Source organism: Paraburkholderia strydomiana (assembly GCF_031456815.1).
Taxonomy (GTDB): Bacteria; Pseudomonadota; Gammaproteobacteria; order Burkholderiales; family Burkholderiaceae; genus Paraburkholderia; species Paraburkholderia caledonica.
This window is the reverse complement of the sequence record NZ_JAVDVL010000004.1, coordinates 152847-170699: the sequence shown is the minus strand read 5'-3', so window position 1 is coordinate 170699 and position 17853 is coordinate 152847. Positions and strand designations below refer to the sequence as shown.

The 17853-nt window shown below is 58.0% G+C and carries 12 protein-coding genes; 6 read left to right on the top strand and 6 right to left on the bottom strand.

The features are described 5' to 3' along the window. Window positions 1–145: 145 nt before the first annotated feature. Window positions 146–1705: a right-handed parallel beta-helix repeat-containing protein gene (locus tag J2W46_RS13295; protein ID WP_310354303.1), complete on the bottom strand. Its 1560-nt coding sequence runs from the start codon at window positions 1703–1705 to the stop codon at window positions 146–148. Between the two features lie 345 nt (window positions 1706–2050). After that, entirely contained in the window at window positions 2051–2962 is a 912-nt protein-coding gene (locus tag J2W46_RS13290) for a polysaccharide deacetylase family protein (RefSeq protein ID WP_310354692.1), read from the bottom strand. A gap of 621 nt (window positions 2963–3583) precedes the next feature. Here J2W46_RS13290 and J2W46_RS13285 point away from each other — a divergent pair. From J2W46_RS13285 to J2W46_RS13275, 3 genes are all read left to right on the top strand, one after another. Continuing rightward, window positions 3584–5836, top strand: coding sequence for a polysaccharide biosynthesis tyrosine autokinase (locus J2W46_RS13285; protein WP_310354301.1), 2253 nt, complete (start codon window positions 3584–3586; stop codon window positions 5834–5836). Window positions 5837–6170: 334 nt separating this feature from the next. Continuing rightward, a complete protein-coding gene (locus J2W46_RS13280) occupies window positions 6171–7169 on the top strand; it encodes a polysaccharide biosynthesis protein (protein ID WP_310354299.1) in 999 nt (332 codons plus the stop codon). A 10-nt stretch (window positions 7170–7179) separates the two neighbouring features. Continuing rightward, window positions 7180–8334, top strand: a complete 1155-nt coding sequence (locus tag J2W46_RS13275) for a hypothetical protein (protein WP_310354297.1) — start codon at window positions 7180–7182, stop codon at window positions 8332–8334. On the opposite strand, the gene J2W46_RS13270 is transcribed toward J2W46_RS13275, so the two are convergent. The 4 genes from J2W46_RS13270 to J2W46_RS13255 all read right to left on the bottom strand — a co-directional run bounded on the left by J2W46_RS13270 (window position 8328) and on the right by J2W46_RS13255 (window position 14498). Further along, a complete protein-coding gene (locus J2W46_RS13270) occupies window positions 8328–9260 on the bottom strand; it encodes a glycosyltransferase (protein ID WP_310354295.1) in 933 nt (310 codons plus the stop codon). The genes J2W46_RS13275 and J2W46_RS13270 overlap by 7 nt on opposite strands. A 74-nt stretch (window positions 9261–9334) precedes the next feature. Beyond that, a complete protein-coding gene (locus J2W46_RS13265; RefSeq protein WP_088173034.1) occupies window positions 9335–10276 on the bottom strand; it encodes a glycosyltransferase in 942 nt (313 codons plus the stop codon). A 58-nt stretch (window positions 10277–10334) separates the two neighbouring features. Continuing rightward, window positions 10335–11489 carry a glycosyltransferase gene (locus tag J2W46_RS13260; RefSeq protein ID WP_310354293.1) on the bottom strand — a complete coding sequence of 385 codons (1155 nt, stop codon included), beginning with the start codon at window positions 11487–11489 and terminating at the stop codon, window positions 10335–10337. A gap of 1287 nt (window positions 11490–12776) precedes the next feature. Further along, entirely contained in the window at window positions 12777–14498 is a 1722-nt protein-coding gene (locus J2W46_RS13255) for a glycoside hydrolase family protein (protein ID WP_310354292.1), read from the bottom strand. Between the two features lie 92 nt (window positions 14499–14590). On the opposite strand from J2W46_RS13255, the gene J2W46_RS13250 reads away from it, so the two are divergent. The 3 genes from J2W46_RS13250 (at window position 14591) to J2W46_RS13240 (ending at window position 17841) form a co-directional block, all read left to right on the top strand. Next, entirely contained in the window at window positions 14591–14737 is a 147-nt protein-coding gene (locus J2W46_RS13250) for a hypothetical protein (RefSeq protein WP_310354290.1), read from the top strand. A gap of 1311 nt (window positions 14738–16048) precedes the next feature. Then, window positions 16049–16684 carry a hypothetical protein gene (locus J2W46_RS13245; RefSeq protein WP_310354288.1) on the top strand — a complete coding sequence of 212 codons (636 nt, stop codon included), beginning with the start codon at window positions 16049–16051 and terminating at the stop codon, window positions 16682–16684. An 89-nt stretch (window positions 16685–16773) separates the two neighbouring features. Further along, the gene (locus J2W46_RS13240; RefSeq protein WP_310354286.1) at window positions 16774–17841 is read left to right on the top strand and encodes a hypothetical protein; all 1068 of its coding nucleotides are present in this window, start codon (window positions 16774–16776) and stop codon (window positions 17839–17841) included. Window positions 17842–17853: the final 12 nt, after the last annotated feature.

The following is a 17853-nucleotide window of genomic DNA, read 5'->3' as shown; positions in this document are numbered from 1 at the left end:
TGTTTAGTACCCCACACTTCCTGGTGCTTCGTGACGTGAAACTTGTCCACACGCGGCGGCTCGGAACGTGGACCTAATGAAACAATCCGGCAATGCGATGCGTTGCCGTGATCTTTATTGATTCGCGCGCCGCGATGTTATTTTCTCAACCCGCACTGGCGTTGCTTGCGAGGAGCATGCCGGCACCGCGTGCCTGCGAATAACTCGTGCCACAGCTCATTGCACTGTTTCCCGTCACCGACATGGCAGTGCAGCCGTTCAGATTCATGCCCGTCTCGCAACGGCGAACGAGATTGGCCGACACAACACCGCCAACGCGATTTGCCGCCGCAATTCCACTTCCTCCAGGCCCGCTAAAACCCTCGACCACATTACCCACTACCACGGCCCCCGTCGCGCTCGACTCCAGATAGATGCCGTGTTTCGGGCTCTCTTGACCAAGCACGGTATTGCCGTTGATTACTGGGTCTGACACGTCCAGACAATGAATTCCGTGCGCGCCCATGTAGCGCAGGTTATTGCCTAGAATCGACGGCGAATCCTGGTAGAGCGCGAGAATGCCAATTGCACCATCCGCAGCATTACAAAGCACACTGTTATTGGTGACAGCTGTGCCTTGTCCGCGCTCGTGCCATATGAAAGTCAATAGCGGCGAGCCGGCGCGTATCGGGTTGCTCGCAACCAGCGCGGTTTCAGCAACACTCACGACAAAGGTTGCTGACGGCACGCCAGGCCCAGTAATAAGTTGGCCGAGTTGAACCGCAGCATTTGCGGATGTCAGCGTCACACGAGCCGTGCCGTTTGCCGTCGCCCGCTGCTCCACTGAGACCGCGTTATCGGTGTCCGAGCCTATCAAGCAAATTGCGGCTCTCGCGTGACCGCGCGTGAGGTCGACCGTGTTGCCCGATATGACGCACTGCACGGCTCCGCCATACACTGCAATGCCTGCGTGAATTGGGTCCCACGCAGAGCCGGTGCCGTCGGTTGCGGCGCGGTCGAATATCACCGTGTTACCCGTGACCGAGCACGCCAGCGATCGGACGATCGCTATGCCCCACCACTTCGCGCCCTCGCAGGTGTTGCCCGTAATGGTCGAGTTATTGACGTTCTCCGTCACGATGCTGCGTCGGAACGAACCTCGCACGACGTTGCCCACCACCGTGCACATGTTGTCCTGCAGCGGGAAAGAGTCGGCATGGTAGTTCGCCAGCCCTTCCATGTGTATTCCGATGCGGCAGTCCTGACCGGCTCTGGCTGTCACGAGATTGCCGGTGATCGTCGCTGCGCAACCCCAGACCGTGATACCGTCGCCGCGATCCTCGCCATAAGTGGACTTTTGCGTCGGGCCGCCGCCAGCGCCGATACAGTCAATAACCCTGTTATTGGCGATGATGAAGTCGTGGTACTCGCCCGTCGACTCGACCTGAACGCCGTTCTGAAAATAGCGAATGGTCGAGCGCGTCACGGAGCCGAGACTCGCGCGAAACATGATGCCGACGTTGCGTTCGCCGCTATTCGACTGAAGCATGTTCGGGTTCGTGAGATAGACTCCGTCGAATTCACAGCCTTGAGCAGTCACCGTGATCGCCGCTGCATTGGCGATGCCGGCTGTAAATCGCAACTCGCCGCCGCCGACTACACGAATTACCTTCTCAATCCTGAGGGGCTTGGTCACCTTGAACACGTGCCCACCAGGGACATTCACGACTGCGGCGCCGCTGCTAAAGGCCGCTTGTATCGCAGCGCTGTGATCGACGGACGGCGCGCCAGATCGTGCCTCGGCGCGTGCTTCGGGCGACATGAAGTCCAGCACGCTTGCTTCGCCACTGGGCCCGCGTGTATTTGTTGCATTCGACGCAGTTGCCGGTTTAGCCGAAAAGTATCCCGCCACTGCCGCGCCTGCGGTCGTGGTTAACTTCGTCAGGAAGTTGCGCCTCTGTTCGCTCAAAATTTTTCCCGCAGGTTCGAGTACAAATGGTTTGCCGTCGAAAAGACCTCAGCATCTGCCGCGATGCGATGGCGACATCACCCACTGCACCCTACCGATCAATTAACCGGCATTCGTCTGCGGCTTGCCGATACGAGCGAAGTGAAACGTCCTGACCAATATCGACTTCACCGCGCCCAAAGGGAGCCTTCGCCACGCGAGCGGCACTCCGGTCATTTGCGCGGCAAACCATGGCAATGACGAATCGTCTTCGATATCGAATGCGCTCAGACGAAACGGATCACTTTTTTCGTCGTTCCAGCCGACTGCTGTAGTGCGTCCACTCTTGTATCCGGTCGCCTTTAGCATCGCCACTTCGCGCGACCCATATCGGCCATAGGGATATGCGAAGTGTTCGCAGGGTGCCCCGGTAAGCTCTTCAACCTCACGCTTCGATTGCGCGAGTTCCTCGATGCACTCCTGATCGTCGAGGCGTGTGAGCGTCGGGTGAAAACGCGTGTGGGATTGAAAATCCACGTACGGCAGCATCGCTTCTATCTGGTCTTCGCTGAGTCCGCTGACCGGAGCTTCGTCGCTGCGTGCATTTTGCTGAAACCCGTACCGCGCCAACTCTTCGAGCCTTTGCGCGTTGGGAAGCTTGATCAGACGCTTGACGCCCGCATGCTGGGCGCCCGGCGTGAGCCACCAGTGAGTGCGCTCATGTGCCACGATGCTGCTGCAAATATAAATGGTAGGACGAACGCCATGCTTGATGAAAATCGGCAACAGCGCAGCGTTTCCAACATGGCCATCATCGAATGTGAGCGCCGCGCGCCGGCGACCTTTTCCAGGCCTGTTCACTTCGGACATCGGAACAAAGTCGCAATACTGCTTCAAATACGCAAGGTGTGAATCAAGCGTGGTTGGATCGGGATCGTGATAAAGAAGTACCGCAACCCGGTCTCGCCACAGTAGAAAGCGTGTGAGCGCTGGTAAGCCGCTGAGAAGAATGGCGTGCGTAAAAATCGTGCGCATTAGTCGCTTCGGTTTCATGTCGCCTCTTCAGGTCACGAAATACAGCACGGGTTGAGCGCTTCCTTATACCGTTCCCAATAAGGCCCGAACGTGCGGTTAACCACAAAGACGCTGCTTGCCTGCATTTGCCTCTAACGGTTTCACTTTTCGCGAATACCGTCACCGACAAAGTGCATATTCATATCTTATGCACAGTGGTGCTGCGCCTATGCAGCGCAAATGATCCCGCTCAGGTTGTGCGCTCGCGAACATACGCGTCGAAAATGGCACCTCAGACTTTGGCAGTGCTGACTGGTGCGCATCACGCGCTAGTCCACCTTCACACCGTTCTACACGCGACCCGGTTTCATTCAGGCACGATCCGCGTCTGACGAGTCGCAGCATTCCGACAATGTATGAGCCTTGTTTGCCGCCCTCTTCCATCGAAGCGATGGAAAGACTTTCGTCGGCATATTCAGGGGTTCGAACGACGCTCGCAACTCGGGCGGAAAGTAATGGGCCGCGACGCTTGACGCCGATACGCAGACGAATAGCGTGCGGCAACGTAACTTTGCTGGCATCAGCACTCGCACATCCATGTGTGCGGGTGGTCGGTTAAACCTCTTCGATGATGGGCTCCTTATGAACGAGTTTTCTCCAAAGTCGCAGGCTGCCGGCTCCCGCCAGAATGACGTTGATCTGGTCCGTTACCTCGACGTAGTCCTGGCGAACCGGTGGCTCGTTCTGGCAATCGCGAGCATGGTGCTTGCAATGGGCGTGGCCTACAGTCTTCTCGCACCGCCCGTTTACCAGTCCGATATCCTCCTGCAGGTAGAACAGGAGAGCCCCACCAATACCAAGAGTCTGCTTGGCGACGTATCAAGCCTTTTCGACGTCAAAACAGAAACTACCGCTCAGATCGAGGTACTGCGCTCGCGCATGGTGGTAGGAAATGCGGTCGACAATCTCAAACTCTACATAAGCGCGGAGCCGAAGCGCTTTCCACTGATCGGCAATTGGATTGCGCGTTGGAACAAAGGCCTGTCGCAGCCCGGCTTGCTCGGAGCTGGCGGCTATGCGTGGGGCAGCGAATCGATCAACGTAGGGACGTTCGATGTTCCAGAAGATCTCGAAGGCAACGACTTCAAGCTGACCTCGCTCGGCGGAGGCCGCTATGTTGTCGAACAGAAGCAGCTTGACGCGCCGATCTACGGACGTGTCGGCGAGACGATCGTTTCCAACGAGAGCACGGGAAAGATAACGCTGCGCGTGCAGGCACTCAATGCGAATCCCGGCACGGAATTCCTGCTGGTGAGGAACTCGCGACTGAAGACGCTGGAGAACCTGCAAGACAAGCTGTTCATCGTTGAAAAAGGCAAGCAGAGCGGCATTATTGGCGCGTCGCTGACAGGCACCGATCGGCAACTGACCGCGAAGATCCTGAACAACATTGGCGACGAGTACGTTGCGGCAAACATCGCGCGTAAGGCAGCCGAGGCCGAAAAGTCGCTGGCGTTTCTCAGCGATTTACTCCCCCAACTGAAAAGCGAACTTGAAGATTCCGAGCGCAGCTACAACGCGTTGCGGATGAAGCGCGGCACATTCGACATCAGCGAGGAAGGCAAGACCTATCTACGCGAAAGCGTCGAGTTACAGGCTAGTGCACTGGCACTGAAGCAGAAACGCTCCGAACTTACCGCACTTTTCACGAGTGAGCACCCGTCGGTTCGTGCCGTCGATCAGCAGCTTGCCGCCTTGAGCGCTAAAGAGGCCGCTGTTTCGCAGCGAATGACGTCGCTGCCTGAACTGGAACAGGAGTCGTTGCGCCTGATGCGTGACGTGCGCGTTAATAACGATCTCTACGTCGGCATGCTCAACAACATGCAGCAGTTGAAACTCGTGCGGGCAGGCAAAGTCGGCACCGTGCGACTGCTCGACCGATCCGTCGTACCGAAGGAGCCGATCAAGCCTAATAAGCCACTGCTGATCGCGGGTTCCGCAGCACTCGGCCTCGTCCTGGGAATAGTGGTGACCTTCATGCGCCACATACTGCGCGGCGGTGTGACAAATCCTCAGGACATCGAGCAGGAAACTGGTTTGACTGTCTATGCGACCGTGCCGGTTTCGCGCACGCAAGCAGCGCTCGAGCATGAATCGCCAAAACGGAACGAGGGCTTGCTGTTGCTCGCCACGCATTCTCCGGGAGATCCGTCTGTCGAGAGTCTACGCAGTCTGCGCATCGTGCTGCAGCTTTCAATGCTGGAAGCGGGAAACAATCGCGTGCTGCTCACCGGTCCGAGCGAACAGATCGGCAAATCATTTCTGTCCGCCAACCTGGCAGCCGTGATGACCGGATCGGGCAAGCGTGTGCTGCTGATCGACGCTGACTTGCGCAGGGGCCATCTGAACGAGTATTTCAGCAAGGAATCGCAACCAGGGCTCGCGGACGTTCTGACGCAGAGTGCCACGTTAGACGACGCCCTGCAGCGTAACGTAGCGCCCGGACTCGACTTCCTCCCCAACGGTACTACACCGTCCGACCCCGCGGAGCTTCTGATGGGCGATGCAATGTCCTGCCTCCTGGAGTCGGTAGGCGACAGATACGACATGGTGTTGATCGATACTCCGCCCGTCCTCGCGGTATCCGATGCCGCCGTATTGGCGCACCGCTGCGGCACTGTGTTCCTTGCAACACGCTTTGGCACGACGTCGGTCGAAGAAGTACGCGAGTCCGTCAAGCAACTCAGGCATGCGAACGTGGAAGTCAAAGGCGTGATCTTCAACGCCTTCCATCCCGCCGCCTATCGCTACAGCTTGGGTTCGCATGCAGGCCGCAACCGATATCTGTCGTATCAGTACGCGACCGCCTCGGGCGACTCCAAATCCGGCAGTTGACCCGTGCGTGAGCGCATGCCGCGGAAAGCCTATGTGGCCGATGCGGCATAACCGGTACGGCTTTGTCAAACCGAACTCCGAATAGAAGATGATCGTTAATGTAAAGCATTCGGTCGTTAGCATCGCGGGCGTTGTGCTCAGTCAGGCCGCGAACTTCATTGCGGTCATACTGATTGGCAAGTTCTGCGGGCCGAGCGAGCTCGGTTACTTCAGCCAGTTGAATGCGATTGGCCTTTTCGCCGGTTCGGTTCTGGGCTTGCGGCTCGAAGTGGCCTGTATGGCCGCGGATAAAACGCTTGCCGTTCGCGCGCTGGTGAGTTCGAGTTGCGTCGCCATGGCGATCGCACTGCTGCTCGCCGCCGTCGCGGTGGTCAGTGGCGAGCAGAAGTATTTGACCGTAGTGGTGCTGGCGAGCGGTGTATTCCTCCAGCAGGCACTGTCATCTGCACTGGCAAGCGAGCGCAAGTACGTGAGCATCGCCGTGCAACGCGCATTTCCGAATGTCGCTTTTGCAGTGGCATTCGTTGCGCTGATGATGTTGGCCAGACACCCGTGGAGCGGGCCGGATATTTTCGCGGTGTACAGCTTCGTGTTTTTTGCTTCAGCCGCCGTCCCGCTGGCTGGCTATCTTTTCACCTCCCGATCGATGCTTTCGCCGGAGTGCCTGAAGTTCTCCCGGCTGCAACTCGATTACGCCAAATTCTCGCTGCCGACAACGTCGCTCAATTCGGTCGTAATCTATTCAATCGCGATCCTCATGCCACTTGCTTTCGCACCCCACGACGCGGGCGTGTTTGCTCTTGCCTACCGCGTCGGCTATTTCCCTGCGTCTCTCCTGTCGCAGAGCCTCGGCGCGGTGTTCCGACGGGATCTCATCGATTTGGTGGAAAGAGGAACGGATGTGCGCGTCGCAAGGAATCCGGCAACATCGTTCTCACTGGTTCTAATGCCACTGAGCGTGGTGCTTATTGCAGCTGGCTACCTCGGTCTTGCGCTCATCATCAACTTCAAGATGGGAGACCTCTGGCAGCAGTCGATGCACGTTTACATGCTGTTTTCGCCGTACTTCCTGACGATGGCCGTGTTCGGTTCGCTTGCGCAGGTATTTATCGTCTTCAAGCAGCAGAAGTTCGATCTGGTGATTCAACTGATGAGCGCTGTCAGCATATTTATCATTTTCGCCTTCACGAGCGTCTTCAAGCTGGACTTCATGTCGGTTGTTCTGCTTCTCAGCCTATCGGGAACGCTTGTGGCATGCGTCGGCATCTATTATTCGGTGAACGTGGCGAGAGGCGGCATGAGCATCAAGCCGCGGGATTCGGTTGCAATCTAAGGGGGTGAACGTGCGTATTGTCAAAGTACCCGGGCTGATCGGGCGAAGCGCGAGTCCCGGTGTGTCGGCGACAATCTGGCTGCTTCTACTCGCCCTTCTTTGCTTCGTTTCCATCGCCCATGAAACGGTGCTGCCGGCCAAGTTCCTGCTCGACGAGCAAGTTATCCTCGAACGAATGCTGACGGTTAGCCGCTTCGAGGCCTTTGGCGACTCCTTCGACAACCTTGCGTGGACGTTCCGGTCCCTCGGCATTAGCACGCCGGGAATATCGTTGATCGGATTTTTCGCTTCAACAGTCGGACTCGTGCTTGCGATCTGGCGCTCAGGAGTGACGTCGCTAACGTACATGGAATTCCTGCTGGCCTGCTTCTGGCTCTTTGCGCAGACGGTCTACATTGGTATGCCTTCGAAGGAGATCGTTATATCGCTAGCGGTTCTCTTCATCCTGCAGTGCAAGGACTCGCGGTTCATCGTTGTCGTATTCACAGTCTGCGTCGCGCTCATTGCGATCTTCTTTCGCACCTACTGGGCCATCACGTTAGCGCCAGCGCTGTTTCTGTACTTCGGGCCCGCTGTTCTGCGCAGGCCGCCTTTTCTAGCATTGCTGGCTGTCATTCTGTTCGCGTGCGTAGCCGCGAACTTCCGTATGCAATATGGCGAAACGCTGGACTTCGCACGGCAGATGGTCAACGAGTCGAGAGATCCGAGCGAGGTCGGCTCGCTTATCGTGCAGATCATTCCCGGCGGCAATATGGTCTCGGACGTGACCAATGCCATGCTTATTCTGGGCACCTTTCTGCTGCCTTTGCCGCTGGTTCTCTCGGGGGTGGCGACACAGACCATCGGTGGAATATGCACGTTCTTTACTCTCGCCTCGATGTTCTCGCGGTATCAGAAAAGAGGTGCGGTCGCAGCGCCTGCTCGCTTTGAGAAGCTGTGCTTCTGCTTCATCGTCAGCTTTCTTGCAACTCAGGCGATCTTCGAACCCGACTATGGGTCGTTTCTCCGTCACCTGTCGCCGATTTCGCCGCTCTTAATGTATCTGCTGCTTTCATCGCGATTGGAGCGCGAGCCGGACGCGCCTCATGTCGCCACGATCCGGGGCGTCCGCTTCCATTTCGGCCAGCCAGAGCGCAGATGGCTCAGGTCCCACGATGGTCAATGAACGCGCAGCGCGGCGTTCAGGCATCGGTCGATTCCCGATGACGCAATGACGTTATTCCACCGAAGATGTTCGAGACTGGAAGGGTCGTTGGCCGGCACTGTCTCATCCGACAGCTGACCTATTCCTGCAAAGATGTCGGGCCCCGTTACCTTGCAGAGAATGCCGAATGCGGCCGCCGCAGTGAGGTTTGACGGTGAGTCGTTACAAATAATCCTTTTGCCCAACGCTGCATATTCGAGCAGCTTTGTCGGAGTCTGGACGTTATAGGGGCGTGAGTACGGAATCGTCGATATGGCGTACTCGCAGTTCTTTACTACATCGAGAGCATCCCGTTGCGGTAGTTTTCCAGTGAATATCAGGCCAGGCGCTCCTTGATAGGCGTCGGCAATCTCCTTTTCCACGGCACCGACAAGTACCAGGGTTTCGGAACCGCGCCGCGCGGACGCGAAACCTGCAAGAAAATCATCGACGCCCCTCTCACGGGTGATCTCGCCCATATAGCAAAACGTTCCCGTCGGCAGCGCCCCGTTACGCGAGCCCTTGCAGGAGAAGATCCAGTCGGGCACGCCCATGGGCAACAGAATGGTTTCGACGCTGTCGTCGAAATCCATTAGCTTCTGCATGGATTCGTTCTGGAAGATTCTTAGATTCGGACGAGGCTGAAGCAACTTTTTCGCCGCGTCTTTCAGTGTGATATAGCTGCCCACCGACAACGAGCGGTAGTCGTGAATCACGTAGCGCGAGGGCAGTCTCTTTGGGTAGAAGCCCATGATGCACCAAAGCACATAGTTGTGCGGGTCCGCAACTTTCCGGTAGTCAGCCATCGTGCCTGAGTTGACGAAATAGCCGTTCTTTTCGAAATACTCCGTGTACGCGGCCACCTCTGGATAGTTCGCCTTGCCCGTATGCAAAATAAACAGTTTCACTTTTTCCTACCTCCGTTGCTCACACTCGGCACCCACGTCGTCGACGAACTCTTTGCTTGCGAAGGCGTTGCGTCCTACTGGCTAAAGTTTATTTTTTGCGAGATATAGCTATTGATGTTCGATTTCTCGATAACGTTGTCCCACGCGAGCTGCGTGAAATTCGCCCTTTGATTTGGCTTCGCCGTCTCGATGGTGGCGGCGGTCATACCGGTGAAAATGGAGGAGCTGGTGATGATGCTGTTGATGTGCAAATCCTCGCAGCACGCGACGTTCGACGGAGAGTCATTGCACAGAATTTTCTTTCCAAGCGCAGCGTATTCGAGAAGTTTGGTCGGCGTCTGGTAGCAATGCGGACGGTGGTACGGGAAATACGACACCGCAATCGACGACCTTGCAACCAGGCCAAGTGCCTCGCGCTGTGGCAACGCGCCAGCGAACACCAATCCACGCTTACCGGCGTACCGCTCGTAAAGACGTGGCTCTGGCTTGCCGACGAGCAGCAGCGAAGCATCCACCTCGCGGAAGTTCTCAAGAAATGCCTCAATGACGAGATGAAAGCCCCGCTCGAAGCTCATGTCGCCGATATAGCAAAAGTCGGCGATATCCTCGGCATCAGGCGGTTGTTGCGGCACCTCGAAGATCCATTTCGGAACACCCATTGGGAGGATCACCGAGGGCACGTCGTCATTGAACTTCATGATGTTTTGCTGGCGCGTATTCTGGAAGATCCGCAAGTTGGGCCGCGCGTTCAGATATCGCTTTGCGATGTCTTTCAGGCCAGCAGAGCCGCCCACAGAGAGCGACCTGTAGTCGTGAATGACGAAATCCGACGCCAGCTGCTTCGGATAGAAGCCCATGATCGCCCACACGAGAAAATCTGCCTTATCCGCAAGCGCTTTGTAGTCACTCAATGTGCCGGCGACCACATCGACACCGCGTGCGGCGTAGTAGTCCTGATATGCCACGAGTTCGGGGTAATTAGCCCGGCCGGGATGTAGCAAGAAGATTTTGTACACGGTTGGTCCCCGTAAATCGTTGGTGCGTTCAACTAGTCGTTCAGATCGTGCGCCGGAACTACAGTGACTTGTCCGGGTTGGGCTGGATATCGCAAGGGACAATTGAATGGGTGTCCAGTACTTCCTTGACGTGTTTTTCTCCGCTGGACTCATAGGTGTTCAGCCATCTGTGAAAGATGGTGTCCATCGAGAACTTCGCCACCGCGAGTTCTCGTGCGGCCGCACCCATCTGTTCCCTCAGCTTCCGGTCGCCACGGAGCTGCTTCAGGTAACCCGGCATCTCCTCATCCGACCCAACGAACCCCGTGACGCCGTGAACCACCACGTCGCGGTTGCCGACCACGTCGGTCACGACCGCTGGAATGCCAGCTACCTGCGCTTCGATCAGCGCTACAGGCATGCCTTCCCAGCGTGAAGTCTGCACGTAGACGTCGAGCTCAGACATCAACGAAAGCGCGCGCGAACGCGTTAGCCAGCCGCTGCACGTGAGCGCCGACGCCTGACTCGCGTCGGGCAGTTCTTCGCTATTGCCGCCAATCCAGACAAACCTGGTGGTTGCGTCGTGCAACGTGTTCGCGAGAGAGATAAAGAGCTCGTGGTGTTTCTGAAACGACGCACGGCCATTCATTCCGACGACGACATTTTCGTCCTCGCGAGTCTTGCGCAGCGGAATACTGCTGATGTCTACACCGTTCTCTATCAGCGTTGCGTCCTTCACTCGAACCTTCTCTTCAATTTCGCGCAACTCTCCGGGTGAGCACGCAACGACAGTCCCTCCCATCATGTCGGCCATGCGCTCGAACATCAGATACGCCAGCTGCTTCGCGCGAGAGACATCGCGACGTAAAAAAGCAAGGCCGTGCGGCGAGTACAGAACCTTCGCGTTTTGCGTCGCAATTCTGGCGGCCGCTCGCCCCAATACACCGGCCTTCGACGAGTGCAGGTGGATCACGGTCGGATCGCAGCGCCGCATATGTCTGGCGAGTTCCCAAACGCTCGACCAGTCCTTGCGGACATGGACGTCCCTGCACATGGACACGTGCACCAGGTCGACCTTGGGGTGGAACAGTTCGATGAAGTTCTTCGGAGTTTCCGGCCGTGTCGAATAAAGGACCGTGACATGTGCGCCGATTGCCGCTGCGCGGTTGCAAAGCTCCGTGAGCATCGACAGAACGCCTCCTCCGAATGCCTCGGTAACGTGAACGATTCTCATGGGGCTCCCGCGCCAATTAACGATTTGCCAAGTTATCCACCGTGCTCGCCGCCCAGGTACGCGCCAAATTTATCCAATGACCTGGAGCCTGCGTTCGTTTTAAAACGCAAAATGCGAAAATTAATCTGCATAACTTATAAATCATGCGAAGCGTCGTGAAAGCGCCGATTTCACGACGCCGCGTTTATTTCATGCCGACGCCAAACTGCGTTGGAGCCGCAAAACGCGAAGCAAAGCAAAGCAAAGCAAGGGATTGGTACCACTTAACGCGAACACGCAAACTCAGGCTCGCGAATTAGCGCGAGACTTTCAACTTTTTCGGATTCGTGCTTGTCGACAAACAAGCAACCAGGGATGGCTTACTGTTATGGCAAGCAGCGTATTGCGCAAAACGGGATGGAGCACAGCGGGCAAGCAGGTTTGCCTGATTCTTTCGAGTAGCAAACAGTAGAATGCGGAAACCTTGCGTGACGATAAGAGCCTAAAATGTCCCGCTCCGTGCGGAAGGACACATCGCGCGGTAAGTATTGCAAACACCAGTAACAAGTACCGTCAAATAATATTATTACTTTAAGGCGACGTTTCGTTTTATCCTTGGTCCGCGCCTTGCTGGGGAGTACGGTGCCATGGCAATGGGGCGCGCGTTCAGATGACGCCGCGGTCGTTGGATTGATCTAGACAACGGCAGGCCACGGCTAGAACGGCAACGTATGCTTAGGCGAAAAGACAGGCAGACCACGCTGCTGGATGGCCGCCTCGCTCTAACCGTTTCGAGGCAAGCGGGAATAGCTAGCCGCACTGAATGGTTTGCTCATCTCAGCGTCAGGAGGCGACTTACTTATAACAAGGTGCCGCAACCAGGCCGGAAGGTTCTACGCGAAGGTGACGCGTTGACGGCTTGTTTGCCATTTTTCTTGAGTTCGCCTGGCTTAATCTCTGTGGAGTACGGCATTGACGACGATTCCGATGACCCTGAAGATCAAGCGCGCGTTCTCTGTCGCACGGGTGCTATGCATCTTTCTCGCACTCAGCGTGTCCATGCAAGCATTCCAGACAATAGAACGTTTGGCCGGCCGGCGAAGAGCGCGCCGACATAACAAATAGGCTCAGCATCGTCACACCCATGCTGGCGCTGATGTGCTTGCCGGCCTGCCGTCGGTAGAAAGAGACGAGCGTTACATTCAGTACTTTTCGCAGATCGCTGTGATCCCACCAAATGCAGATCGACGCGCCACCATGTTCAATGGCGCGCGTCGAACCTAACTCAGTGCATTTATTTAGGTGTGGTTACTGGCCCGTATAACCGAGTGGGACCGTCGAATTGTTTTTCGCCACCGTCGCGTTATTCGATACGATGTACTGCGGCATTTCAGTAAGTGTCAATGTCACTGCACCGTTGCTATAAGGAAGCGTGCTGACATTGCCGTACCCATCGATCTTCGTCACATTGCCCGACGTGCCCGCATTGTCGACCTGCAACCTATAACTGCTTGAGTAGGTCTGGCTGTACACGCCGTTGCTTGCCGGCCATTGCGCGTTGCTATGCGCCCATGCGGCGGTCACCACTTTGCCGTTGCCGAGTTGCTGGAACGCGTACACAAATGCGCCCGACGGCGTGCCCTTTACGCGACCGAGCGTATTAGTGCCGTCGAGTACGCGGGTCATCGTGGCGAATGCCATTGCCTCCGGTTTTGGCGACAGATTAGTCGCGCCAAATGCACCTTGCGCGTTGTTCAGATCGAAGAACGAGCCGTAGCCCACTTCGCCCGGATAGTCGGGGCCGTAGAACAGTGTGGTGACCTGCGCGCCGCCGCCGAGCACGATGATGTGTGCGCGCACGCCGACTGCCGCGTGAGCGAACAACTGGTTCTGCGACGGCACCGTCGGACCATAACTGAGGCCCGGATCGTAGCTGGTACCCGCTTCGGTGAAAAAGAGCTTCATGTTCGGCTTGCCCGCTTGCATCACCGAACGCAATTGCGTCATCTGGTTGTCGAGCGCGTTGGCCCGGTTCGCCGGGTCCGGGTCGGAGTCCTGCAATTCCGGCGGATGTGCCGGATAAGTGCCGGCGTTCCAGTAACCATGCGTCGACACGGCGTCGATGTAATTCCACAGACCCAGCGCACCGAACTTTTTCAGATATCCGGTCGTGCAGGTGTCGCAATTCGCGGCGAATGGATTACCCGTACCCATCACGATCGCGTTCGGATCTGTCGAGTGAATACCTTCGTATGCGGCCTTGTACATGGCAACGAAATTCGCGTCGCTGTCTGCCCAGCCGAGGCTCGGTTCCCACGTTACCTGATAGTAGTTCTTCTGCTGGTTCGGATAGTTTGCGGCGCGAATTGCGCTCGTATCGGTGCCGACTCTTGCCATGAAGTTCTGGAATTCCGGCATGTTCGACGGCGCGTAATAGCTGTCGTTGAACTGCCCCGTCTTCGAGTCCCACGCAGGCGAACCGTCGAGACGCACAATGCGCATCTGATCGGGATTGGCCTTATAGAACGGATCCAGGTCGTTCACGCTCGGCGTGTAGGTGTTTGGACCGTTGGGTTCCATCGCCGACACTTGCCGATCGTCGATCGTCCACGAGATGCCGAGCGCATGCAGCGCCGCGATATTGCCGTTGAAGCCCTGCATACCGAAGCGGTGCTGGTCCTGATGCGCATAGGCGACGGTTCCGATCGCGGAACTCAGGTCGGGCAATACACCGAACGTTGCGATGCCCATCGGTCGCGTTCCGCTCCTGGGCAGTGTGCCGCCGCCGGAGCGCAACGTAGCAGTCAGTGCGCCGTAGCCGGCCCACGTCGACTGGCATGACAGCGTGTTGGTCTGCACGCCCGAACTCACGGCGAAACTGCCCTGCGTCTTGATTGCGCCATTCGAGTCCGCCACTGACCAGACGACGGTGTCGGCGTTCGGTGCGTTCGTCGTAATGGCGATCTTGAACGCGGCGTTGTTCGGAAACACGCGCAGACCGTCGGTGGTCGGCGTGTCGGCGCTGATCACGCCGTTAGCAGTTCCGCCCGCCGTTTGCGTCGGGTTGCCGCATGAGATGGCGGCGCTCGTAGACGCCGCTGCGGACGAAGACGGCGTAGTGCTTGGTGTCGGTGTCGGTGTCGGTGTCGGTGTTGGCGCGGGAGTGGGCGTTGGTGCAGGCGCAGGCGTTGGTGCAGGCGCAGGTGCAGGCGCGGGTGCAGGCGCAGGTGCAGGCGCAGGTGCGGGCGCGGGCGCAGGTGACGGCGTAGCTGCCGCGGCTCTCATCCAGCACGCCTTGTTGTATCCGAACGCGGGATCGGCCTGCGAAACGGAGCCGACATAACACCCGACGCCGTTACTGAACGTACGGGGACTCGTCAGCATTGTCGACGGTGCATCGGGCGGGACCGCGCCGAACACCACCGAAGCCGTGCCGAGAAACGAGCACTTGCCGTTCTCTTGTGCGCACAGCTTGAATTGTTGACCCGCAACCGTAATCGTACTTGCTTGCGCTTGCGCGCTTTGAGCACCCAGGGATGTCAGCGCCGTCGCCGCCGCGATTCCTACCAACCTCGAATATCTAACCATGTCCCTGTCTTTGTGAAGAGAAGTTATCCCCGAAAAAGTAGGCAGGATCGGCAGAGCCGTCACGCCTTTGTCTTATTGGATGTGAGAGAAAAGGTGTCCCCCGGACGCAATGTGGTCCGTCTTACAGCATCAAACGCGGGACGATGGAAGGCCGGCGCGGCTGTGCCCTATGCGCGCGGTGCGAAACAAAAATCACGGCTGTGCGAACAGCCGCCGTTCCTAACATTCAATGATTAGGATGGCTAACCTACTACTTCAGCCAGATGGCTTTTCATCAACGATCAATCTGTTCGTTGGTGTAACGTGCGCCACATGAATCACAGACTGGCCGCAGAAACGAAGCAAGCGACAAACGCCTTGAGAATCTGCGCCATTAGCGCGGCCCCGCGGCGAATGCTCGGCGCAAAAAGGCCAATAAGAAAAAGTTACTCAGAGCCGGTGTCTAACGAGAACACTGCAGTATTAGTTACTGAGCGTCTCGGCGGGAGAATTATAAACGTTTCAAAACTGCAACCAAGGGGGGCGCGCTTCAATAAGTAGCAATTGAAACCGTACTTGCCCTGAAGAGCCGGTGCATTCCGCGATTGCCCTCTGTACGAAAAGCTCGCCTCCGCATTGCGCGGAAAACGTAAGAGCTCTATTCGTCGGCGGATAAGGCCATAACCGTTGCGTGTAGAATTATTTGATCGCCGTTTTCAGCCGCATCCCTAGAAGCAACTTAGCAATTTTCGAAGAATGCGTGACACAGGTACGCGTATTGCGTAGTGTTTAACCTAGGCTAATGACCATTGCCGACTGTCCTGATTCGACTGCACCATGGCGTTTTCGTGTGTTACGCAACGCACTGATATTACGCACCAGAGTGGTACGCTGAAGAAAGCAGCCTTCGCGGGCAGTGAGCCGCCGCATTGCGGCGACAATCGAGCGACTAGAACGCACCGCGAAGCGCAATTGCCGGCTAACGGCTCAACATCGCTGCGGGAGCCACTGCGATGGGATACAAAACCTATACCTTGATGACCTTACTGGCGGTTAGCAACGCAGCCCAAGCGTGGCAGCCGCTCATCTACCCCATTCGAAGTCAAACCGCGTATCAGCGCAGCGTCGACAGTGCGTTGTGCTACGCGTCTGCGAATAAGGAAACCAAAGTCAACACCGTGCGCGAGGCGCAAATGCCGCCGCCAAAGCCAACGGCAACCAAGACGTCTTCTACTGGCGCACCATCGCGTCCGCCGCTACCGCCGAGCACGTTCTCATCCGCGCCTGCTGGTCCCGCGCTGCCTGATGGCACAGCGCCGGCCGCGTCCAACGCCGCTTCGGCGCCGAAACCCGGTGCCGCCACAGCCAGCAATGGCGCGTCTGCGACTCGTGCGACACCCGCCAGTGGAGTTCCAGTGGCACCCAAAACCGCAGATGCGGGGCACGCTGCATCTGCCGCATTGCCGCCTTCCGCGGCAATCGTGCAGCAGCCCGCCTCTGAGCCAGCGACCACGGCAAGCGCTGCGGGCGCGTCGCAACCGGGCACCGCCGCCCTGCCGCCACTACCGGCGCCTGAGCCACCCATGACCCGCTACTGGGCCGCCTACGGCTCATGCATGCAGGCACGAGGCTATGTCGTTGCGCAGTGAGCCTTCGCCGCAAGCATGCTTGCGGCGTCCATTACGCCGGCTACAGGGAGCGCGCCGCACGCCTCCGGCAACATCGCGGATATAACGACATGAATAGAGACCAAAACTATTATTCGGAATGCGAACAATGTGGCGCACCGCTCGTGAGCCGCGACGTTCCCTGCCCCTCATGTCATGCGCGCAGCGTCCCTGCGTACGCCGCGATGGTGCCCACGCTGACCGTGCGACTCACCGACGCGCGGCCGCCGAAAGCGCGGCGTCTACCGGCGCGAAGAGTCTGGAACCCGACACGTGCGCTCGCCAATCCATACGCTGCGGTGGAAGATGCAGCCATCGTGCAGAGCACCTATCAACGGATGCGCGAGCCGCTGGCTCTGGCCGCCTCCGCTCTGATCGTGGCTTCGGCGGTCTACGTCGGCTTCATACACAACCAGGACAGCGATGCAGACGGCGACCCCATAACGGTGTCGGGTGCGATCAGCAGACCGAAGGGCGCGCCGCCGGTCCTGGCGGTGCAGCGTCCTGAAACTGCTGCGCCTGCGCGCGCGACAGCGGTCACTGCCGCTCCGCGCGTCGACACGGCGCCCAGGTTGCCAGCGGCAACGACCGCGGAGTCAGCCCCGTTCGCGTCGTTGCCCGCACGCCGCACTGCGCCGGCCGCTTCGGCTGCCGCGACCGTGTCCGCTGCGCCGGCCACCGCCGCTATCACGACTGCATCCGCGCAAGCAAAACGCAATCCGGGCGCCGCACCGCCGCTCACCCCGGAAGAAAAAGCGCGCGCCGAACTGGCGCGGCATCTGCGTGCCGCGCGTGCAAGCCTTCAGAACAATAATCTATCTGCGACGAAGGCGCGCGTCGCCACGGCGATCGCGGTACAACCTCAAAGCCGCGACGCCCAGAACCTGCGCGCGGCCGTCAATACACGCGAACAGCAGCGCGACGCATTGTTGAGTCTTGCGCGAGGCTGCGGCCACATCGGCCGGTGGGATTGCGTGTCGCTCAATGCCGGCAGCGCACTCGGTATCGATTCGAGCAGCAAGGAAGCGCGGCATCTGATGACACTTGCGGCACAGGAGTCGGCGCTAGATAGTGCGCGGACGATCGAGCCGGCAACCGACACTGCGCCCGATACACGCGACATCAACTTGCATCATTAAAGCGCGCCCGGC